This window comes from Serratia sp. H1w (assembly GCF_000633355.1).
GTDB lineage: Bacteria > Pseudomonadota > Gammaproteobacteria > Enterobacterales > Enterobacteriaceae > Chania.
Map to the genome: position 1 here is coordinate 24,224 of NZ_AYMQ01000051.1, position 22,079 is coordinate 46,302.

General features: G+C 51.4%; 20 protein-coding genes and 1 pseudogene. 7 read left to right on the top strand and 14 right to left on the bottom strand.

The genetic code is table 11. The features are described from left to right. Window positions 1–10 precede the first annotated feature (10 nt). The 11 genes from atpD to mioC form a co-directional block, all read right to left on the bottom strand. Window positions 11–1,393, bottom strand: coding sequence for a F0F1 ATP synthase subunit beta (gene atpD, locus U869_RS0111200; RefSeq protein ID WP_025123130.1), 1,383 nt, complete (start codon window positions 1,391–1,393; stop codon window positions 11–13). Between the two features lie 32 nt (window positions 1,394–1,425). Beyond that, entirely contained in the window at window positions 1,426–2,289 is an 864-nt protein-coding gene (gene atpG, locus U869_RS0111205) for a F0F1 ATP synthase subunit gamma (protein ID WP_025123131.1), read from the bottom strand. A 57-nt stretch (window positions 2,290–2,346) separates the two neighbouring features. Further along, complete coding sequence (gene atpA / locus U869_RS0111210) at window positions 2,347–3,888, bottom strand: F0F1 ATP synthase subunit alpha (RefSeq protein WP_025123132.1); 1,542 nt, start codon at window positions 3,886–3,888, stop codon at window positions 2,347–2,349. Between the two features lie 12 nt (window positions 3,889–3,900). Further along, window positions 3,901–4,434, bottom strand: coding sequence for a F0F1 ATP synthase subunit delta (gene atpH, locus U869_RS0111215; RefSeq protein WP_025123133.1), 534 nt, complete (start codon window positions 4,432–4,434; stop codon window positions 3,901–3,903). Between the two features lie 14 nt (window positions 4,435–4,448). After that, window positions 4,449–4,919, bottom strand: a complete 471-nt coding sequence (atpF, locus tag U869_RS0111220) for a F0F1 ATP synthase subunit B (protein WP_025123134.1) — start codon at window positions 4,917–4,919, stop codon at window positions 4,449–4,451. Between the two features lie 58 nt (window positions 4,920–4,977). Next, window positions 4,978–5,217 carry a F0F1 ATP synthase subunit C gene (gene atpE / locus U869_RS0111225; protein WP_004393045.1) on the bottom strand — a complete coding sequence of 80 codons (240 nt, stop codon included), beginning with the start codon at window positions 5,215–5,217 and terminating at the stop codon, window positions 4,978–4,980. A gap of 50 nt (window positions 5,218–5,267) precedes the next feature. Beyond that, a complete protein-coding gene (atpB, locus tag U869_RS0111230; protein WP_025123135.1) occupies window positions 5,268–6,047 on the bottom strand; it encodes a F0F1 ATP synthase subunit A in 780 nt (259 codons plus the stop codon). Between the two features lie 22 nt (window positions 6,048–6,069). Further along, the gene (gene atpI / locus U869_RS0111235) at window positions 6,070–6,453 is read right to left on the bottom strand and encodes a F0F1 ATP synthase subunit I (protein WP_025123136.1); all 384 of its coding nucleotides are present in this window, start codon (window positions 6,451–6,453) and stop codon (window positions 6,070–6,072) included. Between the two features lie 634 nt (window positions 6,454–7,087). Beyond that, window positions 7,088–7,708 (bottom strand): 16S rRNA (guanine(527)-N(7))-methyltransferase RsmG, encoded by a 621-nt coding sequence (gene rsmG / locus U869_RS0111240; protein WP_025123137.1) that lies wholly within the window; start codon window positions 7,706–7,708, stop codon window positions 7,088–7,090. Window positions 7,709–7,847: 139 nt separating this feature from the next. Beyond that, window positions 7,848–9,737 carry a tRNA uridine-5-carboxymethylaminomethyl(34) synthesis enzyme MnmG gene (mnmG, locus tag U869_RS0111245; protein ID WP_025123138.1) on the bottom strand — a complete coding sequence of 630 codons (1,890 nt, stop codon included), beginning with the start codon at window positions 9,735–9,737 and terminating at the stop codon, window positions 7,848–7,850. A gap of 381 nt (window positions 9,738–10,118) precedes the next feature. Then, complete coding sequence (gene mioC / locus U869_RS0111250) at window positions 10,119–10,559, bottom strand: FMN-binding protein MioC (protein WP_025123139.1); 441 nt, start codon at window positions 10,557–10,559, stop codon at window positions 10,119–10,121. A 327-nt stretch (window positions 10,560–10,886) separates the two neighbouring features. Here mioC and U869_RS0111255 point away from each other — a divergent pair, with 327 nt between their 5' ends. Next, window positions 10,887–11,087 carry a hypothetical protein gene (locus U869_RS0111255; RefSeq protein ID WP_025123140.1) on the top strand — a complete coding sequence of 67 codons (201 nt, stop codon included), beginning with the start codon at window positions 10,887–10,889 and terminating at the stop codon, window positions 11,085–11,087. A 141-nt stretch (window positions 11,088–11,228) separates the two neighbouring features. Here U869_RS0111255 and asnC read toward each other — a convergent pair whose 3' ends face one another. Next, complete coding sequence (gene asnC, locus U869_RS0111260; RefSeq protein ID WP_025123141.1) at window positions 11,229–11,690, bottom strand: transcriptional regulator AsnC; 462 nt, start codon at window positions 11,688–11,690, stop codon at window positions 11,229–11,231. Window positions 11,691–11,845: 155 nt separating this feature from the next. Between asnC and asnA the strand changes: the two genes are divergently transcribed. From asnA to U869_RS0111285, 6 genes and pseudogenes are all read left to right on the top strand, one after another. After that, window positions 11,846–12,838: an aspartate--ammonia ligase gene (gene asnA / locus U869_RS0111265; protein WP_025123142.1), complete on the top strand. Its 993-nt coding sequence runs from the start codon at window positions 11,846–11,848 to the stop codon at window positions 12,836–12,838. Between the two features lie 809 nt (window positions 12,839–13,647). After that, the gene (locus U869_RS0111270; RefSeq protein ID WP_025123143.1) at window positions 13,648–14,193 is read left to right on the top strand and encodes a fimbrial protein; all 546 of its coding nucleotides are present in this window, start codon (window positions 13,648–13,650) and stop codon (window positions 14,191–14,193) included. A gap of 68 nt (window positions 14,194–14,261) precedes the next feature. Continuing rightward, complete coding sequence (locus tag U869_RS0111275) at window positions 14,262–14,945, top strand: fimbria/pilus periplasmic chaperone (RefSeq protein ID WP_025123144.1); 684 nt, start codon at window positions 14,262–14,264, stop codon at window positions 14,943–14,945. A gap of 197 nt (window positions 14,946–15,142) precedes the next feature. Next, window positions 15,143–17,250 (top strand): annotated as a pseudogene (locus U869_RS29375) (fimbria/pilus outer membrane usher protein); the annotation flags it as partial. Window positions 17,251–17,367: 117 nt separating this feature from the next. Continuing rightward, window positions 17,368–17,625 carry a FimD/PapC C-terminal domain-containing protein gene (locus U869_RS32535; protein WP_232785352.1) on the top strand — a complete coding sequence of 86 codons (258 nt, stop codon included), beginning with the start codon at window positions 17,368–17,370 and terminating at the stop codon, window positions 17,623–17,625. Window positions 17,626–17,731: 106 nt separating this feature from the next. Further along, the gene (locus U869_RS0111285; RefSeq protein WP_157834730.1) at window positions 17,732–18,883 is read left to right on the top strand and encodes a fimbrial protein; all 1,152 of its coding nucleotides are present in this window, start codon (window positions 17,732–17,734) and stop codon (window positions 18,881–18,883) included. Between the two features lie 33 nt (window positions 18,884–18,916). Here U869_RS0111285 and viaA read toward each other — a convergent pair whose 3' ends face one another. Together viaA and ravA are read right to left on the bottom strand one after the other, a co-directional pair. Continuing rightward, window positions 18,917–20,380, bottom strand: a complete 1,464-nt coding sequence (gene viaA, locus U869_RS0111290) for an ATPase RavA stimulator ViaA (RefSeq protein ID WP_025123146.1) — start codon at window positions 20,378–20,380, stop codon at window positions 18,917–18,919. Between the two features lie 2 nt (window positions 20,381–20,382). Next, on the bottom strand, window positions 20,383–21,891 hold the full coding sequence (ravA, locus tag U869_RS0111295) for an ATPase RavA (protein ID WP_025123147.1): 1,509 nt from the start codon (window positions 21,889–21,891) through the stop codon (window positions 20,383–20,385). Window positions 21,892–22,079: the final 188 nt, after the last annotated feature.

Here is a 22,079-nt window from a genome sequence, read left to right on the forward strand (position 1 = left end):
TCTCAAGGCGTTACAGTTTCTTGGCTTTTTCCACTGCTTCTTCAATGGTGCCAACCATGTAGAACGCCTGCTCCGGCAGGTGGTCATAGTCGCCGTCCATAATGCCTTTGAAACCACGGATGGTATCTTTCAGCGATACGAACTTGCCCGGAGAACCGGTAAAGACTTCTGCCACGAAGAACGGCTGAGACAGGAAACGTTGGATTTTACGCGCACGGGATACAACCAGCTTGTCATCTTCTGACAGCTCGTCCATACCCAGGATGGCGATGATATCTTTCAGTTCCTGATAGCGTTGCAGAATAGACTGCACGCCACGCGCTACGTCGTAGTGCTCCTGGCCAACTACCAGCGGATCCAGCTGACGGCTGGTAGAATCCAGCGGGTCAACGGCCGGGTAGATACCCAGAGAAGCGATGTTACGGCTCAGTACCACGGTTGCATCCAAGTGAGCAAAGGTGGTGGCTGGTGATGGGTCAGTCAAGTCATCCGCAGGAACGTAAACGGCCTGCACAGAGGTGATTGAACCGGTCTTGGTAGAGGTGATACGTTCTTGCAGAACACCCATCTCTTCCGCCAGCGTTGGCTGATAACCTACCGCCGATGGCATACGGCCCAGAAGTGCGGACACTTCGGTACCGGCCAGGGTATAACGGTAGATGTTATCGACGAACAGCAGTACGTCACGACCTTCATCACGGAACTTTTCAGCCATGGTCAGACCGGTCAGCGCAACGCGCAGACGGTTACCTGGTGGCTCGTTCATCTGGCCATAAACCAGGGAAACTTTGTCCAGTACGTTGGAGTCGGTCATTTCGTGGTAGAAGTCGTTACCCTCACGAGTACGTTCACCCACGCCCGCAAACACGGAATAACCAGAGTGCTCGATCGCGATGTTACGGATCAGCTCCATCATGTTTACGGTTTTACCTACACCCGCACCACCGAACAGACCAACTTTACCACCCTTGGCGAACGGGCAGATCAGGTCCATTACCTTGATACCGGTTTCCAGCAGATCCTGGGAGCTGGACAGCTCTTCGTAGCTTGGCGCCGGGCGGTGAATAGCCCAACGTTCTTCTTCGCCGATGTCGCCCTTCATGTCGATTGGTTGACCCAATACGTTCATGATACGACCCAGGGTAGCTTTACCTACCGGTACTTCAATTGGGTGCTGCAGGTCGGTTACGGCCAGACCACGACGCAGACCGTCTGAGGTCCCCATTGCGATACAGCGAACCACGCCGCCACCCAGCTGTTGCTGAACTTCCAGCACCAATTTCTCGGAGCCGTTTGCGACCTCAAGAGCGTCGTACACTTTTGGTACGGCATCCTGAGGGAACTCGACGTCCACCACGGCGCCGATTACCTGGATAATCTTTCCAGTAGCCATCTTGAATCCTCTACGTAATTCGTAAACCTAGCTTAAACCGCGGAGGCTCCCGAAACGATCTCGGTGAGTTCCTGAGTGATGCTGGCCTGACGCGCCTTGTTGTATACCAACTGCAGCTCTTTGATCAGGCTACCGCCGTTATCGGTTGCGGCTTTCATCGCGACCATTCGTGCGGCCTGCTCGCTGGCCAGGTTTTCCACGACGCCCTGATAAACCTGCGATTCCACATAGCGGCGCAGCAAGGTATCAAGCAGCACTTTTGGATCGGGCTCATACAGGTAATCCCAGGATTTTTTCTTCAGCTCACTGTCATCAGAAGGTGGCAGTGGCAGAACTTGCAGTAACTGCGGTTCCTGGGACATCGTATTAACAAATTTGTTGCTGACGATGTACAGCTTGTCTAAACGACCTTCGTCGTAGGCTTGCAGCATCACTTTCACCGGACCGATCAGATCCGACAGGGAAGGGTTATCTCCCATGCCGGTCACCTGGGCAACCACGTTACCGCCCACGGAACCAAAGAAAGAGGCCGCTTTCGAGCCAATCAGCGCTAAATCAGCTTCAACGCCTTTTTCAGACCAGCGTTTCATCTCTGCCAACAGCTTTTTGAACAGGTTGATGTTCAAGCCGCCGCAGAGACCACGGTCAGTCGACACCACCAGATACCCGACGCGCTTGACGTCACGCTCATCCAGGTACGGGTGCTTATATTCCAGATTCCCTAATGCCAGGTGACCAATCACCTCGCGCATGGTCTCTGCATAAGGACGGCTGGCCGCCATGCGTTCCTGCGATTTACGCATTTTGGAGGCGGCGACCATCTCCATCGCTTTAGTGATCTTCTGCGTGTTTTGCACGCTGCCGATCTTACTACGTATCTCTTTTGCGCCGGCCATCTCTGCTTCTCCTCATTGCCAGCGGCCTGCCGTCTTGCAACGACAGGCCGCTATGCGTTACCAGGACTGGGTTGCCTTGAAGGTATCGAGGATGCCTTTCAGCTTGCCTTCGATCTCGTCGTTATAAGCACCAGTTTGGTTGATGTGGTTCAGCAGTTCGGCATGCTCGCGATCCGCGAAAGCAACCAGAGCGGCTTCGAAGCTGACGACTTTCGCCACTTCTACGTCGTTCAGGTAGCCACGCTCGGCGGCAAACAGCACCAGAGACTGTTGTGCGACGGACATCGGCGCATACTGTTTCTGTTTCAGCAGTTCGGTCACTTTCTGACCGTGGCTCAGCTGTTTACGCGTTGCATCGTCCAGATCGGAAGCGAACTGTGAGAACGCAGCCAGTTCACGATACTGTGCCAGTGCGGTACGAATACCACCGGACAGTTTTTTCATGATCTTGGTCTGTGCTGCACCACCCACACGGGATACGGAAATACCCGGGTTAACCGCCGGACGAATACCGGAGTTAAACAGGTTGGATTCCAGGAAGATCTGACCATCGGTAATCGAGATTACGTTGGTCGGAACGAACGCGGAAACGTCACCCGCCTGGGTTTCAATGATCGGCAGAGCGGTCAGTGAACCGGTTTGGCCTTTGACTTCACCTTTGGTGAAGGCTTCAACGTAGTCGGCGTTAACACGCGCAGCACGCTCCAGCAAACGGGAGTGGAGGTAGAATACGTCGCCTGGGTAAGCTTCACGACCTGGTGGACGGCGAAGCAGCAGGGAGATCTGACGGTAAGCAACGGCCTGTTTGGACAGGTCATCGTATACGATCAGCGCATCTTCACCACGGTCACGGAAGTATTCGCCCATGGCGCAACCGGCATATGGCGCCAGGTATTGCAGTGCAGCGGATTCTGACGCGGTAGCCACAACCACGATGGTGTTGGCCAGTGCGCCGTGCTCTTCCAGCTTGCGCACCACGTTAGCGATGGTGGAGGCTTTCTGGCCGATTGCTACGTAAACGCATTTGATGCCGGAATCGCGCTGGTTGATGATCGCATCGATCGCCAGTGCGGTTTTACCGGTTTGACGGTCGCCGATCACCAGCTCACGCTGGCCACGACCGATTGGGATCATGGCATCGACCGATTTGTAGCCGGTCTGTACAGGCTGATCAACAGACTGACGTTCGATAACGCCAGGTGCGATAGTCTCAACTGGAGAGAAACCGTCGTTTTCAACCGGGCCTTTACCGTCGATAGGTGCGCCCAGAGTGCTGACTACGCGGCCCAGCAGGCCACGGCCGACTGGAACTTCCAGAATACGGCCAGTACATTTTACCTTCATGCCTTCGGCCAGATCCGAATACGGACCCATTACCACGGCACCTACAGAGTCACGCTCCAGGTTCAATGCAATTGCATAACGGTTGCCTGGCAGTGCGATCATCTCGCCCTGCATAACGTCGGCCAAACCGTGTACGCGGATGATCCCGTCGCTGACGGAAACGATGGTACCTTCATTGTGAGCTTCGCTCACTACATTGAACTGAGCAATGCGCTGCTTGATCAGTTCGCTGATTTCGGTGGAATTCAGTTGCATGCTCCAGTCCCCTTAAGACTGCAAGACGTCTGCCAGGCGTTCGAGGCGGCCACGTACGCTACCATCGATCACCAGATCACCGGCACGGATAATGACACCGGCCAGAACAGACTTGTCAATTTTGCAATTCAGCTTAACTTTGCGTGACAGACGTTTTTCCATCGCAGCGACAATCTTGGCTTGCTGTGTGTCGCTCAGTGCGCTCGATGAGAGCACGTCGACTTCGACGGTGGATTCCAGCGCGGCGCGCAGTTCGATGAACTGTTGCAACACCGCAGGAAGAACCAGTAAACGTCCATTTTCGGCCATTACACGGATAAAGTTCTGGCCATGTTCGTCGAGCTCATCGCCACAAACCGCAATAAACGTGTTGGACAAGGTTTCTGGTGCTACCGCACCGGAAAGCAGTTCCGCCATCTGTTCATTACGCGTGACTACAGCAGTAAACGCCAGCATTTGCTGCCAGCGCTCTACGCTTTGGTTCTCAACGGCAAAGTCAAAAGCTGCTTTGGCGTAGGGGCGAGCTACAGTTACAAATTCAGACATCAGCCCCTCCCTCCTTACAGTTCAGCGACCAGTTTATCAACGATGTCGCTGTTAGCAGCTTCATCCACGGAACGTTCGATGATCTTCTCGGCACCAGCAATTGCCAGCATCGCGACTTGTTTACGCAACTCTTCACGAGCGCGCTTACGTTCGGCTTCGATCTCAGCCTGAGCCTGCGCCACGATTTTGTTACGTTCCTGCTCGGCTTCCGCCTTGGCTTCGTCCACGATCTGAGCTTTGCGTTTGTTTGCTTGCTCGATAATCACCTGGGCTTCCGCTTTGGCAGTTTTCAGCTGGTCGGTCGCATTGGCTTGCGCTAAATCCAGATCTTTTCTGCCACGCTCTGCAGAAGCGAGACCGTCAGCAATTTCTTTCTGACGCTTCTCGATGGCAGCCATAATCGGCGGCCATACATACTTCATGCAGAACCAGACAAACAGGATGAACGCGATAGCCTGGCCGAGGATTGTTGCGTTAATATTCACAGCACAATGCCTCTTTAAAAATTGATAATAGGGCTAATTGGTAGAGGATTAACCCTACTTACGCGACAGCAAACATCACGTACAGACCCAGACCAACAGCGATCATCGGGATGGCGTCAACCAGACCCATAACGATAAAGAACTGTGTACGCAACAGCGGGATCAGATCAGGCTGACGTGCTGCGCCTTCCAAGAATTTACCACCCAGGATGCCGATACCGATCGCAGCACCGATTGCCGCTAAACCCATCATAATAGCGGCAGCCATGTACAGCAGATCCATATTCAGGTTTTCCATGACAGTCTCCAGTTTGTTTCAGTTTAATAGTACAAGTGTTTTAAGAAAAATCAGTGCTCTTCAGACGCCATCGACAGATAGACAATCGTCAGAACCATGAAAATAAAGGCTTGAAGCGTAATGATCAGGATGTGGAAGATTGCCCAAGGCAAACTCAGCATCCACTGTGACCACCACGGCAACAGACCAGCAATCAGGATGAAGATCAACTCACCCGCATACATGTTGCCGAACAGTCGCAGACCCAGTGAAACAGGTTTAGACAGCAGGCTGACACCTTCAAGGATCAGGTTAATGGGAATAAATACCGGGTGGTTGAACGGCTGCATGGTTAACTCTTTGACGAACCCACCAAGGCCTTTCATTTTAATGCTATAGAACAGGATCAGGATAAATACGGCCAATGCCATCGACAGCGTGATGTTCACATCAGCGGTAGGTACCGCGCGCAGTGCTGGCAGACCAAGATAATGCTCAGCGATAAACGGCAGGAAGTCTACCGGGATCAGGTCCATCAGGTTCATCAGGAATACCCAGACGAACACCGTCAGCGCCAGCGGAGCAATGACCTTGCTCTTGCCGTGGTACATATCTTTAACGCTGTTGTCGACGAAGCCAACGATCAGCTCAACGGCGGTTTGCAACTTGCCAGGCACACCACTGGTGGCGTTTTTGGCTACTTTGCGGAATACCGCCAGGAACACAACCCCAAGCAAAACGGAGAAAAACATCGAGTCGACGTTAATCGACCAGAACCCCGTCCCGACCTGAAGCTGCGTCAGGTGGTGACCGATATACTCCTGTGGAGTCAAGACTTCTCCTGCAGACATGATGCCTCTTACCCTTATTTAGTTAAGTTCGGTAACTGTTAATCACGGCTGGTGCCACTATCTGCACAATCAACACCGCTAAATAGGTCAGGCCAAGCGGTACAAACGCCGCTTTGAACACCCCAAGCGCCACGATCAGCAAAACGATGGTGATCACGACCTTTAGCCCTTCACCGATGGCGAACGACCAAGCAACCCGTCCGGGTGCCGGCGTCTGTGCCTGATGACGCAAGGCAAACAGCATAAACATGGCATTGGGTAACCAGGCGGCCAAGCCACCTGCCAGTGCCGAACCGCTCCACTCCAGACTTTTCAGGCCGAAAGCAGCGCTGATCAAAACAAAAGTCATTAACTGCAGCAACAGCAACTTGCGTGCAACTTTTCCGCTGTAAAGGGACACAGGCATGACGTTTGTTCTCTCCGTACCCCTAAGGGGGTATGCCGACGTATAAAACTGCCTTTGCGGTTCTGAGTCAAGCAGCAAAAAACGAGCAAATTATACGGGCCACTCCAACGAATTCAATCGATAAGTAGCGAAAAGGTGAACAATTATTTAAATTTCCCCTTTTCGGGCTATTTTCACAAGAAAATGGCCGGAATAATCGCTCTCATTTATTTGTCTGACTATTCCACGATTGCGCCAAGAAACGTGCAACCGATCACAATACTGACTATTTCTGAGTTATAGCCCAGGTAAGCGCCCTAGGTCTTTAGCTATTTGAGCGATCAAAAAATATTATAAATCAAATCATTACAACGTAACCGTTCAAAAACAATCCCTCTACCCCGCAAAAACCTTTTATTGACATTCACAGGAAGAATAAAGCAACAGCAAATTAACACTAACAGCAAATCAGGATCTTTCACATATTGTTGCTAACGTGACTATCGCCCGCTGTAATGATGCGTTTTTAGCACAATCATGTTAATCAAAGGTAAATAAACTAACGGCCGTCTAATTGCTTAGCCTGCTTGTTATTTACCTTCCGTATCCTACGCCAATCGCGGGTTGTTTGATGTTAAACAATTCTGATTTGGCTTTAGTCGGCTTTCAGGACGATCAGATGGCGCTCACCTTCCAATTCCGGCACCTGCAAACGCACGACCGACTCCAGAGAAATCCCCTCTGGCAACTGGGCCAGTTCGTCTTGGGGGCAAATCCCTTTCAACGCATAGAAACGCCCCTGCCCTTTTGCTGGCAGATGGTGGCACCAGGACAACATGTCTTGCAGGGAAGCAAACGCCCGGCTGATTACGCCATCAAATGGCGGCTCTGCCACAAACTCTTCTACCCGGCTCTGTACCGGTTCGACATTTTTCAGGCCCAGCTCATGTTGTACCTGCTTTAGGAAGCGCACACGCTTGCCCAGGCTGTCTAACAGAGTGAAATGGGCATCGGGCCGCACTATCGCCAACGGAATGCCAGGCAAACCAGGGCCAGTACCCACGTCGATAAAGCGTGAGCCTGTCAGATGGGCATTCACCACGATGCTGTCCATGATATGCCGTACCAGCATTTGCTGCGGATCGCGTACGGAAGTGAGGTTGTAAGCCTTGTTCCACTTATCGAGCATAGCGACATAACCCAACAATTGCTGCTTTTGTTGATCGGGAAGCGTAATTCCTGCCGCCGACAGCAACGAATCCAATTTTTTTTGCACAACAGAGTCCTCTGACAGGCGTGGAACAGCAGGCCAATCCGCAGCTGCTCGCTTAGGCAGCCTATGATAATTCAGGCTTGAGGTGATGTCAGCGGCCGTTTGCTCAACAGACAGACAAACGGCCACTTGGTAAGCAGATTTAGGCGCTACGACGCAGCAGACCTTGCTTTTTCAGCCAGATCAGCAGAATGGAGATCGCCGCAGGGGTGATACCAGAAATACGCGAAGCCTGGCCGATCGAGTTAGGTTTGTGATCGTTAAGCTTGGCGATCACCTCGTTGGACAAACCTGAGACCTGACGGTAGTCGAGATCCAACGGCAGTACGGTGTTCTCGTTGCGCTGCTGTTTGTCGATCTCATCTTGCTGGCGAGCGATGTAGCCTTCGTATTTGACCTGAATTTCCACTTGCTCAGCGGCTTCGGTATCTGCCAGTGCTGGAGCAAAAGCGGCTACCGCGGTCAGTTGGCCGTAATCCATTTCCGGGCGGCGCAGTAGCTCTTCGCCGTTGGCTTCACGGGACAGAGGCGCTTTCAGCAGGACGTTAACCTGCTCGACGTTCTCTGAATGCGGATGTACCCAGATATCACGCAGACGCTGACGTTCCTGCTCGATGTGCTCAAGCTTTTCGCAATAGCGTTGCCAGCGCACATCATCCACCAGGCCCAGTTCACGGCCCTTTTCCGTCAGACGCAGGTCGGCGTTGTCTTCACGCAGCATCAGGCGGTATTCAGCACGTGAGGTAAACATGCGGTACGGTTCTTTGGTACCCAGAGTACTGAGATCGTCCACCAGCACACCCAGATAAGCCTGATCGCGGCGTGGTGACCAGCCTTCGTCTTCAACGGCATAGCGCCCAGCGTTCAACCCGGCCAACAGGCCTTGTGCCGCAGCTTCTTCGTAACCGGTGGTGCCGTTGATCTGGCCTGCGAAGAACAGCCCCTGGATAAACTTGCTTTCCAGCGTCGGTTTCAGATCGCGTGGGTCGAAGAAATCGTACTCGATAGCGTAGCCAGGGCGAACGATGCGGGCATTTTGCAGCCCTTCCATCGAACGAACGATCTGCATCTGCACGTCAAAAGGCAGACTGGTAGAAATTCCGTTCGGATAGACCTCGTTACTGGTCAACCCTTCAGGTTCCAGGAAGATCTGGTGCGCATTACGATCGGCAAAGCGCATCACTTTGTCTTCGATCGATGGGCAGTAGCGTGGGCCGATCCCTTCGATGATCCCGGCATACATCGGGCTACGATCGAGGTTATTGCGGATCACGTCGTGAGTTTTTTCATTGGTGTGCGTGATGTAACACGGCACCTGCTGTGGATGCTGGCTGGCGTTGCCCAGGAATGAAAACACCGGGATTGGCGTATCGCCATGCTGTTCAGCCAGGACGCTGAAGTCGATCGTACGGGCATCGATACGGGGTGGAGTTCCCGTTTTCAAACGATTGACACGCAGAGGGAGTTCACGCAGACGCTGTGACAAAGAGATCGACGGAGGATCCCCGGCACGGCCACCGCTGTAGTTTTCCAGGCCGATGTGGATCTTGCCATCCAGGAAAGTGCCGACGGTCAGGACTACCGCTTTGGCACGGAATTTCAGCCCCATCTGGGTAACGGCACCGACCACGCGATCGTTTTCGACGATCAGATCCTCAACCGGCTGTTGGAAGATCATCAGGTTTGGCTGGTTCTCCAGTGCGGTACGAACCGCTTGGCGATACAGAACGCGATCCGCCTGAGCTCGGGTGGCCCTGACGGCCGGGCCTTTGCTGGCGTTTAGTATCCTAAACTGGATGCCGGCATGGTCGATCGCCTTGGCCATCAGCCCGCCGAGTGCATCGATTTCCTTGACCAGATGCCCTTTCCCGATACCGCCGATCGCCGGATTACAGGACATTTGTCCCAGCGTGTCGATATTGTGGGTCAGTAATAAAGTCTGACGTCCCATGCGTGCCGCAGCCATGGCGGCTTCGGTTCCTGCATGGCCACCACCGATGATAATGACGTCAAATTGCTCTGGATAAAACATGGAACAGCACCTCGGAGTACTTGCGAACGATCGTTGTTTGCCCTGGGGGGAGGATTCTACTCAAGTTTAGTCGATCGACCAAGCGGTCAGGATCTTAGGTAATTAAAAGAAGATCTTTTTTATTTAAAGATCTCTTTATTAGATCTCTTATTAGGATCGCGATCCTCTGTGGATAAGTGATTATTCCATAGAAAGATCATCCGATTAAGCAGGATCGTTTGCTGTGAATGATCGGTGATCCTGGCCAGTATAAGCTGGGATCTAAATGGCATGTTATCCACAGGACAGAAAGCGTACGACGGTTGTTATTGGGATAACTACCGCTTATACCCTGCTTTTAAGCATAGTTATACACAATAGTTCGCGCGATCTTTAACCGAATTAGAGTAAAATAATCCAATTCTTCAGCCATTCTTCGGCTGGATCCTCGGGAATATCATGTTGGGTCACGTCGATCTCAAGACGATCGCCGATCCTTTTCGCTCCACGAGCCTGGAAAAGATCGTCGATCTGTTTGATCGCACCACAGAAGGTATCGTACTCAGAACTGCCCAAACCGACGGCACCAAACTGCACCTGGGAGAGATCCGGCTGCTGCTCTGCCAATTGTTCCAACAGAGGTTGCAGGTTATCCGGTAAATCTCCGGCGCCATGGGTGGAAGAAACCACCAGCCAGCGGCCAGACAGCGTGAGCTCATCCAATTCAGGGCCATGCAGCATTTCCGTTGTGAAGCCTGCGGCTTCAAGCTGTTCGGCCAAATGTTCAGCCACGTATTCTGCGCTGCCAAGCGTGCTGCCACTGATCAGAGTGATGTCTGCCATGAATGAAATGATCCCAACCTTAAAACTCAAGAGGCGGTATTGTACTCTGTGAATTGATTGGGATCTACCTGTGGATAATATGGGTATAAGGATCTTACCTAGCAGCAGATCTGATGTTAACTAGCTGATTTTTAAAATTATAGATACATTACTTTTATGTAATCTTTTGATTTGAAAATTATTTAATCTGCAAGGCAGTAAGTAAGGAAGCGGCTAGCACGTAAGAGCGTCACGTTTTGAAAGTGTTGGTTACGGTCGCAGAGGGGGGCTTTCAAGCACTACACTTAGTACTCATTCATTGAACGACACTGCGAGGATTATCTGAAGATGAAACCACAACATGATGTTGAGTTAACCGAAAAGCAAAAAGAAGAGATAGACGAGATTGCTCTACAGAGGATAAGAGCCATGAATAGCGATGAGTTTTTATGTCAGGACATTGATAAAAAAATCCATGCGATGGGCGAAAGTGTTAAGGCCTACTTTAAAACCCGCTTAACATTCCATACCAAAGCGAGTAAGAAATAGTCAGCGAAAAGCTAATCAGGGAAGTGGTAGCAGCATTCATTTCTTTGCCAGAATAGATGAATTTTCAGGTAATTTTACAATAAAACAGTATGTTACCTGAATATCCGCGTAAATTGACAGAGCCGCTCGCTCAGCCAAAAACTAAGGCGTAATGGTGCGCATGATCGGGTTCTGCAACGAGATCAGCGTCTCCGTTGACTGGATTTCGTCAATGGTCTGGATCTTGTTGATAAGCACCTGTTGCAACGCATCGATCGAGCGGCACATCACCTTGATAAACACGCTGTAGTGGCCCGTGGTGTAATAGGCTTCCACCACTTCCTCCAGGCTTTCGAGTTTCTTCAGCGCGGAAGGATAGTCCTTGGCGCTCTTTAATATGATGCCGATAAAGCAGCAGACGTCGTAACCCAGCCGTTTTGGATTCACATCCACCCGCGTACCGGTGATGATCCCGGCCTGCTTCATTTTCTCTACCCGTACATGAATGGTGCCAGGACTAACGGCAAAATTCTTCGCCAGCTCGGCGTAGGGCATGCGGGCATTTTCCATCAAGGCGTTGAGGATGCCGCGATCGAGATTATCGATCTGATAAATTTCTGCCATTAAATCCCCCTTAAAATGCTGATTGTTGAATTATCGTCGCTTAAAAATGACCGATTAAAAGTGAAAAGGCAATATTGATTGATGGATATTGAATTTAGGTGCCATTCTGTTGCTTAATCATTGGCAACTAGACAGGTTATTCAAGAGATACGGCGATGAAAAAGCAGTTTATCCAAAAACAACAACAAATCAGCTTCGTAAAATCCTTCTTTTCCCGCCAGCTGGAACAGCAGCTTGGCCTGATTGAAGTACAGGCACCGATCCTCAGCCGCTTGGGCGACGGTACTCAAGATAACCTTTCTGGCTGCGAAAAAGCCGTTCAGGTGAAAGTGAAAAGCCTGCCGGACTCCACGTTTGAAGTGGTGCATTCGCTGGCTAAATGGAAGCGCAAAACCCTAGGCGATAACGATTTCAGCGCGGGTGAAGGTGTGTATACCCATATGAAAGCGCTGCGCCCGGATGAAGATCGCCTGACGCCGATCCACTCGGTGTATGTCGATCAGTGGGATTGGGAACGTGTTATGGGAGATGGCGAACGTAGCCCGGCTTACCTGCAAGATACCGTCAAGCGGATCTATGCCTCTATAAAAGAAACGGAAGCCGCGGTGAGCCGTGAATTTGGTCTGGCACCGTTCCTGCCAGAACAGATCCACTTTGTTCACAGCGAAACGCTGCTGCAACGCTACCCAGAACTCGATGCCAAAGGCCGTGAGCGTGCGATCGCTAAAGAATTAGGGGCAGTATTCCTGATTGGTATTGGTGGCGAGCTGTCACATGGCAAATCCCATGACGTACGTGCACCGGATTATGATGACTGGACCACGCCTGGTATTGCAGGGTTGAAAGGGTTGAACGGTGATATCGTGGTGTGGAACCCGGTATTGCAGGATGCGTTTGAGCTTTCCTCAATGGGTATCCGTGTGGATGCTGCCGCACTACAACATCAGCTGACATTAACCGACGATCTGGATCGCCTGAAGCTGGAATGGCATCAGTCTCTGCTGCGCGGTGAAATGCCGCAGACGATTGGTGGCGGTATTGGTCAATCACGCCTGGTGATGCTGTTGCTGCAACTGTCACATATTGGTCAGGTGCAGTGTGGTGTATGGGGACCTGAAGTACGCGAAAGCGTTGATGGGTTGTTATAAGTAATAAGTAGGGCGCTGCATGTGCGCCCATTAATAGTTAAGGGCGAAGGGTTTCGCCCTTGTCATTTCAGCAATATAAACATCAGTTTCTCTCCGCTAAGACCATTGTGAGTTGCCTGCTTTTTTCACCTGCCAATGTTTATCTACTTCCTCTTCCCGCACCGTTCCGTAGCAAAGCTAGCGACACATTTGTTGGCTCTGGCAGTTCTCTTATCTGACTAAAAAACAATCTTCCTCGAAGTTCATAAATTTTCAACATCATGGCAATCGACTATAAGCAGAAAAAATATAGCGACAGCCTCATATAACTAAGCATGCTAAGCAATAATCAATTAATTAAACCCTTAAGTTAAATTTTTACATTTAAATCAGTGTGTTGCTTTTACTTGCACTGAATTTTCCGCATGCGGATTAATCTTTTTACGCCGCTTTTTTAGTCTTTATTTTTGCCTTAGCGCTATGAATTAAGGAAATTTCACTACCTTGCAAGGGAATGCGCCGTTAGGCTTGTCCTGAGAAATGACATAGAAGATACTTAATAAATTAATTTAATTATCTTAGCTATCATGCTTAAAGCTATTTCAGCCACTTAAGCAATCTATGTTATTGGGGCGGCGTAGCCTCGCCTCCGTCCCAAACTTTATATATAGGACGGTCTGAATATAGGCTGTCAGTGAATAACCAGAATGATTCTGTTTTGTGCCGGTGGCTAACGTCCTTATATTTGGGTTGGAGGAGAATAAACCCTATCCATAGTCTGTGGATAGTAGAACTGCTTAGCGTTAAAAATGTAATAAAGGATATATTATATGAAAAAGTTAGTAATCGTTTCTGCTCTGGCTGCTGTATTGGGTTCGGTTGGCATGGCTCAGGCTGCCTCCACGGGTACCATCACCTTCGAAGGTATTTTGACTGCCACCACCTGTGAAGTTTTGGTTGATGGCCAGGCCGCTGATGCCCTCATTACTCTGCCTACTGTCGGTACCAACCAGTTGACAAAATTGGGTCACACTGCGGGTCAGACCGGTTTCAACATGGCTCTGGCCAACTGCGAAGGTACCTTGAAAACGGCTTCGGCCTTCTTTGAAGCTGGCGCTTCAGTGGATCTGGTCTCCGGTCGTCTGAAAAATATGACCGGCGATGCAACTAACGTTAGCCTGCAATTGCGTGATGCCTCTCACGCATCTCAAAACGTTATTGCGGTGGGTAACTCTAACCAGACTAAAGAGACCACTTACGTTGACATCGCTTCTGGTAGCGCCAACCTGCCTTATTTCGTTGAGTACTACGCGGAAGGTCCAACCGGTGCCGGTACCGTAGCCAGCAACGTTATTTATTCTATTCAGTACAAGTAAGTTGTGAATGCCAGGGAGGGAAACCTCCCTAGTATTCTGTTTTACGAGGCATGAACGTGAAATTTTTGATGCGAAACCTATTATTGGCAGTGACGGCTTCGGTCCTGCTGGCTGCCCCCGCTGTTGCGAGCATTGTGATCACGGGGACGCGCGTAATTTACCCTTCAGATGCGAAAGAAGTCAGCGTCAAACTCAATAACGCCGGCAAGCTTCCCGTACTGGTCCAGAGCTGGATTGATAAAGGGGATGCGAATGCCAAACCCGAGTCGATCAAGGTTCCTTTTATTCTCACGCCGCCGATTAATCGGGTTGAAGCCAGCAAGGGACAGACTCTGCGCATCAGCTATACCGGTGAGGCATTGCCTACGGATAAGGAATCGGTGTTCTGGCTCAATGTGCTGGAGATCCCTGCGAAGAGTAAGGTGAGTACGGCCGAAAACTATCTGCAGATGGCATTTCGCTCACGGATTAAATTCTTCTATCGACCTGTAGGGTTGCAGGGGGATGCCAACGAAGCGGCTAAAGCGGTCACTTGGACGGCAAAGGGAAATACCCTGTTGGCGAACAATCCTACGCCTTATTTTGTCTCCTTCGTGACGTTGTCGGCGAGTGGTAAAAAAATAGAAGGAAGTATGGTTGCTCCCTATTCAAACCTGACCGTCAAACTGTCTGGCCATGCGGGAAGCAAAGTTAGCGGCGAGTATGTTAATGATTTTGGCGCTATCAGGAATTTTGACGCCATCATTAAATAGTTTTTAATCTTCATAGACCAGTGCTGTTATCAGATGTTCAGGAGATTGTATTAAAAGGGATTTTTATGAAAAGAACTCTGTGCAACAATGTTCAGTGCAAACTCTCTCCTGTGGCTTTTGCTATGCTGTTGGTCAGTTTCAACAGTTACTCTATAGGGAATATTGCCGTTTCTGAGCCGACCTATGTGGCTCAAAATATGGAGTTTGACCCTTCTTTTCTGAATATCAGTGATATTGACTCTGTTGACCTCAGCCGATTTGCCAATGGATCTGCAATTCTGCCTGGCAACTACCGCACGGCTATCTATATTAATGATGTGCTGATGGGTAATAAAAACGTTGAATTTAAATCCCGTGCCGATAAGTCAGTTTATCCCTGTCTGACCAATGACATCATTAAACAGATTGGTTTTAATTACGATAAGCTGCCGAAAGACTTTTTCATCAAAGGTATTAAAGACGCTGCTTGTCTGGCGCTGGAAAACACATTAGAAAATTCACACGTCAACTACGACAGTAATGAGCAACGGCTTGATATTATCGTCCCGCAGATGTATATGCAAAATGCGGCACGTGGCAGTATCAACCCAGAGCTGTGGGATAAAGGCATTCCTGCAGTGATGCTGGGCTATAACGTCAATACCTATAGCAGCAAATCTCATGGTAGCAGCTATAGCTCGATGTATGCCGGATTTGAAGCCGGCTTAAACGTGGGGGCATGGTATCTACGGCATAACGGCTCTTATAGCTGGACGGAAAACGGTCCGAAGCAATACAGCGCGATCAATACGTATTTACAGCGAGATATTCATCCGATTCTAGGCCGCTTTTTGATTGGCCACTCCAATACTCAAGGCGTGATATTTGATACCTTGCCGTTTTCCGGTATCCAGTTGGCCAGTGACGAGCGTATGTTGCCAGAATCGCAGCGTGGCTATGCGCCGGAAATCCGAGGTATTGCCAGAACCAGCGCCAAGGTCACCGTTCGTCAAGGTAACCAGGTGATCTATGAAACCACGGTGACGCCCGGCGAATTTCTGATTAATGATTTATACCCCACGGGCTACGGCGGCGATCTGGTGGTTACCGTACGTGAGGCCGACGGCACGGAGCAGTCATTCCGCGTGCCCTATGCGTCAGTCACGCAACTGCTGCGTCCAGGGAGCTCGCATTATTCGGCTACCGTTGGCAAATTGCGCAGCGACAGCCTGCGGGAGAAACCTGAGATCTATCAGGCCACCTACCAGTATGGTTTAACCAATGCGGTGACGGGGTACGGTGGGCTTCAGGTTAATCGGCAGTACTATGCATTCCAGTTGGGTGGGGCCTTTGGCACCCGTCTTGGAGCCTTGGCGTTCGACGTCACGCAGGCGCACACCCGCTTGGCCAGTGCCAATAAATCGGCTGTGAATGAGACAGGTAAAACTATCAGCGGGCAAAGCTATCGCATCAGCTACAGCAAAGCCATCAGCGAGACCAACAGTAATCTGTCGTTGGCCGCCTATCGCTTTTCTACCGGTGGCTATATGGATTTCATGACCGCGATGCAGGCACGCGATGCCATTAGCCGAGGTTATTCATGGCAGTCGGTATGGCGGGCGAAAAATCGCCTTACCGTGACCGCTGGGCAAGGGCTGCCACAGGGCCTGGGCCAGATTTATGTGACGGGTTCACTCCAGAACTACTGGAATAAAGACGGTAGTGAAAAACAGCTCCAGGTGGGGTACAGCAACCGTTACCAGAACCTGACCTATGGTCTGAGCGTTAATCGCAGCTATTCCAGCTATGGCAATATCCAAAACAACTATCTGCTGAGTTTTAGCCTGCCGCTGGGGAAAAATAGCCGGTCTGGAACACCGCTGTTACGTGCCGATCTGTCACATGACAGCACCGGACGTTTTGGTCAGCAGGCCAACATTTCCGGCAGTTTTTGGGACACGAACCCGCTTAGCTATGGGATAACGGGGATGAATGCCAATCAGGGCGGCGGAAGCAGTGGCTCGATTAACGGCCAATATCTTGGCTCCATGGCCAGCGTGGGGGGACTTACAGTACCGGTAAAGGATATCACAGTGCTTCGATGGGGCTGACCGGCACCATAATTGGTCACAGCGGTGGGGTAACCTTTACGCCGTATTCTTCCGATACTTTCGCACTGGTAGAGGCGAAAGGCGCAGAGGGAGCCAGGATCTCTTCCTTCCCAGGCATCCGCATCGACTCCCGGGGCTATGCGGTAGTGCCCTACCTGAACGCTTATCAATTCAATGACATCAATCTGGATCCTAAGGGGACCGCCTTCGACGTGGAATTGGAGAACACCACGCAAAAGGTCGCTCCTTATTCGGGGGCCGTGGTGAAGGTGAAATATAACACCAAACGGGGGACGCCGATTTTGATCAATGCGACCTATGAAGGCCAACCCGTGCCGTTCGGTGCTGACGTTATTGACCATAAAGGTAACCATGTGGGGTCTGTGGGGCAAGGTGGGCAGATCTATGCTCGGGTTGCGGAGCAGAGAGACACCTTACTGATCAAATGGGGTGAAGATAGGCTGATGCAGTGCCGCGTACGCTATATCTTGATGCCAACCAAGAAAAATGCCACCGCCTCGGAAATTCAGCGGTTTAACTCGATTTGTGAAGGTAATCAGGTGCCAAAAGCCTTTTCAATTATGGGCTAAACGCTGGGATGGGGTCGTGCTTTGGGCATCTAATCAGCTGCCTGGGCAGGCATTATCAAACGGTTAACGATCAGATTAAGCGAGGAGTATTACAGTGGTGAACAAGATGAAAAAACCAACAGGGTTCAGAGTGTGTTTTAAATTGGCATTATACGCATTGGCGGTTTTTTCAGCTCCTCAGGCACTTGCTGTTGTCACCTGTGCGGTTCCTGATCCTATCGTAACCACCTTGCCGATCGTGCCACAAAACATTACGGCTGGTCCTGATATACCTAATGGGACCGTGATCTATTCTGGCCGCTTTACGCAGCAAGGGTTGGTTAGGGTCAATTGTACCAGCACCGTGGTTCCTGACTCAGGCGTGGTTAATAAGTACCTGAAAATAAAAAGCACCTCGATGCCGCTATCAAGTTATCAGGGATCTGGCAGGCATCAATATATTTACGAAACGGGGGTTCCCGGTATTGGTATTGCCGTTTGGAAAGGAGGAGCCGGGGTAACGGAGAACATTCCAACTCTGGTAAGCCCTTATACCATTAATGTTAAGTATGCGTCGGGTACCAGCACCACGTTGGACTCCTCATTTTCATTCGGATTGATAAAAACGGGCGATATCTCCCCTGGTGTCGTTAATGGCGCTAATTTCCCCGTAGTTATCTCGACGCTAAGTAACGGCAGCAATATGAATATGCCTGAGGATGCCACCTTGGCCACCGTTGCTTTTAGTGGAGTAATTAACGTGACCTCCCAAACCTGTACCACGCCGGATGTTAAAGTTGAGCTGGGTGTGTATGAAAAAAGTAAGTATTTCAAAGGAAAAGGTTCTACTACCGCCTGGAAGGATGCTTCGATTCATTTAACCAACTGCCCTCGATTCCATGGTTATTACGCCTTTGGCGGTAAAGAGGTAGAAATTACCGAGAATGGCGAACAAACCATCCCGGCAGTAACGGCCAACGTTCTGGATCTCTCGATACAGCCCACCACGCAAATCCTCGATAGCGCCAATGGCGTGATGGCGGTTAGTGCGGCAGGCAGCGATGTGGCAGCGACCGGGGTAGGGATACAGTTCGGGCGAGGGCTGGTTTCCGGCACGCCGGTGCCGTTCAACTTCGCTGGCCCAAATCGCTATACGCCACCGGCTGACGGCAACCCGTCCTATACCATTCCTTTAGTGGCCAGATATATCCAGACCGAGTCGGATATCACGCCTGGCCGTGCCGATGGTAAGGCCGTGTTTACCATTAATTATTATTAGGCCGTACGTAGGGGCGCTGCATGCTGCGCCCGCCTAACGTTGCCAGCGACGCAGCAAACGGCTCTTTAACCCGGTATCAAAGCGCCAGATATGATCGAAGATGCGCATGATGCCGGGTTTGCCATAGGCTGACATCGCCACCGCATGAAAGCGCTGCTGGTGGCTTTGCTGCTGCGATTTCACCTTCTTGATCACCTCATCTGGCAGCCGCTGGGCAATAAAATCGGAAATGATCACCGCATCGGCGTCAAACCAGTCGCTTTCCGCCATTTTACTGACCGTCGCGTTCAGGCAGGCGGCCAAGTCTGTTCCACCACGGAAATGCTGGCCCAGGAAACGCACGGCCTGCTCGATACCGCTGGCGGCTGTCAGCTCATAATGCACAATCTGGTTGGCAAACAGCATGATGTAACAACGACGGTTGTCTGCCAGCGCGATACGCAACAGCGCCAGGCAAAAGGCTTTGGCGCACTGTTCGTTAAAGCCGCCCATCGAGCCGGAAGTATCTACGCAAACAATAAACGGTCCGCGAGGCTGCTGGTCCTGCTGCTGATGGGTAACCTGCCGCATCATGATTTGTTCCTGCCAGGCGTCTCCTTGCAGGCGATAGGTCAGCAAACGCTTTTCCAGCAGACGGCGATAAAACTCAAACTCCAGCTCTTCAATACCTAACGCCGCCAGCTCTGGCGGCAATAGCCGCAGGATATCGTCGCTTTGGTGGATGCCGCTGACCTCTTCCGGTTGAATGGCAGGAACCTGCACCATCACCCGGAACGGTTCCGGCTGCGCATCCTGCTGCGGGATTGCTTTGGCTTGGTAACTGCGGCCCAACTGCTGCGCCAGCTTTTGTAGCTCCGGCTGCTGTTGCAGGAAGTCACCGTACTCCACCAGCCGTTGGTAGTCACCGCGTTGCAACTGGCCTTTACTCATATCCCACAAGCGGCCTGCGGCCGTATCGTTTTCTGCCAATACCGGTTCCAGCGCGCCGCTCAGCGCCAGCCGTTCTTGTAGCTCTGCCATTAGCTGTTCACGCTCCTGCTCCAGCAACTTATGGTGCAGCATCGTGGCCTGTAATGTCAGGCTGATGCGCCAACGTTGTAGAAACAGGGTCTGGAAGCTGCCATCGAGTGGATGTGCGGGCAGATCGGCGGCGTCGACCATGCTTTGTGCCTGGGGGTAAAACGGGGATGCGCAGTGGCGTAACAGATCGAGTGTATCGTTAAGGTTTTGCGCGAACTGGCCGTGGCTTTCTAACTGGCACTGTTGATAACGGTAAAACTCTTGAGCCAGCACCGGTGGAACCACGGCCTGATGAATGCGATCTTTCAGTTGTAACTTCCAATGAGGGAGGTCACGGTTTAACGCCCGGCGAATGGCCGGGAATTTATTGAAAAACACCGCCAGCTGCGGGGTGGCCAACATGCCGATGATCAGTTCCTCGATCAACTCGCCTTCGGAGATCGACAACAGCATATCGAGCGTTTCGAGGCTCAGCATGCTTACTGGCCGCGCATTTGTAGGGACAGCTGTTTGATTTGCTCGGCAACCTGCAACAGGCTGGCTTCAATTTTTGCCAATCCGGCGGCAGGAGTGAACAGGCAAGGTTGATGCTGACTGAATAGCCGCCTCTGTTCTGCCTGGCGCTGGCTTAAGGTTTCTATTTCGTCCAGGAATTCCGGTGGAGTTCCCCCGGTCGGTTTACCCGGCAGGGCCAGCAGAGAGGGCTGGCGGCTGACGTCCAACACGGTCAGGTGCAATTGTTCATCGACTTCCAGATCGATCTGCTGGGCAAAACCAATGCCGTTGAGCTTGGCGCGCACCTCGCCGCCTTTTTGCAGCCAGTTTTCCAGCATGCTGCTTTCGATACTCAGATGGTTAACCTGGATGTCGTGCAGCTGTAGCGGTTTTTGCAGCAGTAAGGTCAACGTGGTGCCAGTGAGGGGCTGCTCCAGCACGTATTGGGGTTTGCGGCTGAACATGCCGCCTTTTTTCACCAGTTGGATGGCCTGGCGATGGCTTTGCTGTTGTTGATGCTGCATCCAGCGGGTGTGGATCTGCTGAAGCTGGATTAACAAGGTTTGCTGTTGGTAGGCCTGCTCGGTCAGCAACTGATCGATTTGTTGCTGCAACAGCTTTAATGATGTCCGATCGTGCCACAGGCAATCTTTCAACAGCATCAGGTCCAGAGGCACGATGGTGTCACGCCCGCTGAAGAAGGCGCAGGCTTGCAGCAGGCGCAGGGATTTTTTCCAGCGCCGGTCGGAAACATACGGCGCCTGTTCCAAAGCGTCTAATCGTTGGCGCAGCAGGAAGATCAGCTCAAAGCAGTTTTCCGGCAGTTTCACCTTATCGATCAGCGGTTGCCACTGATGGAATTCTTCATCGCTGATGCTTAGTGCCTCGGGCACCGGGTTGTCGCTTTCATTCTGGCGGGTGACCAACAGCGAGCGAAAATTCTGCTTGTCCTGCACCTTATCCAACCACAACCGGATCAGCATACGGTCATACAGTGCCTCAAGGCTGCTATCTGCCTCGGGGAGTTCATTGGAGGCAGTAACCAGCAAGCGTAGCGGAATAGGTTCCTCACTATTGCCGTTACGGAAGCGGCGTTCGTTGATCGCGGTCAGCAAGGTATTGAGGATTGCCGGGCCAGCCTTCCAGATCTCGTCAAGAAAGACGATCTCGGCTTCGGGCAGATAGCCCGCAGTCAGACGCTGATAGCGGCCTTCATCCTTTAATGCCTGGATCGACAGGGGGCCAAACACCTCTTCCGGCGTGGAAAAGCGCGTCATCAGGTATTCAAAGGAGCGAGCGCTGCGGAAGGCATATTTTAGTCGGCGGGCAATCAGGCTCTTGGCGATCCCCGGCGGGCCGAGCAGGAACACGCTTTCACCGCACAGTGCCGCCAGCAAGCACAGCCTGATAGCCTCTTGCCGTTCATAAAGGCCGCTCTCCAGCGCACTGCTGAGGCGGGAGATCCGTTCTGCCAGAAGTGTTGATGACGCCATAAAATAGTTCGCGTTGTCCGGAGGTTAGAGCCTGTAGCCCAGGCTGACAGCCAATATTGCTAGAGAATCCAATGATAAACCATCATTATTTTTAGCCCTATAGCTTGTTGATTAGTAAAATTTTTCTATGCTCAACAAGGGGGCTGGTTCACATTTTGTTTATTTTTGGGGTCTGATATAAGAGTAGG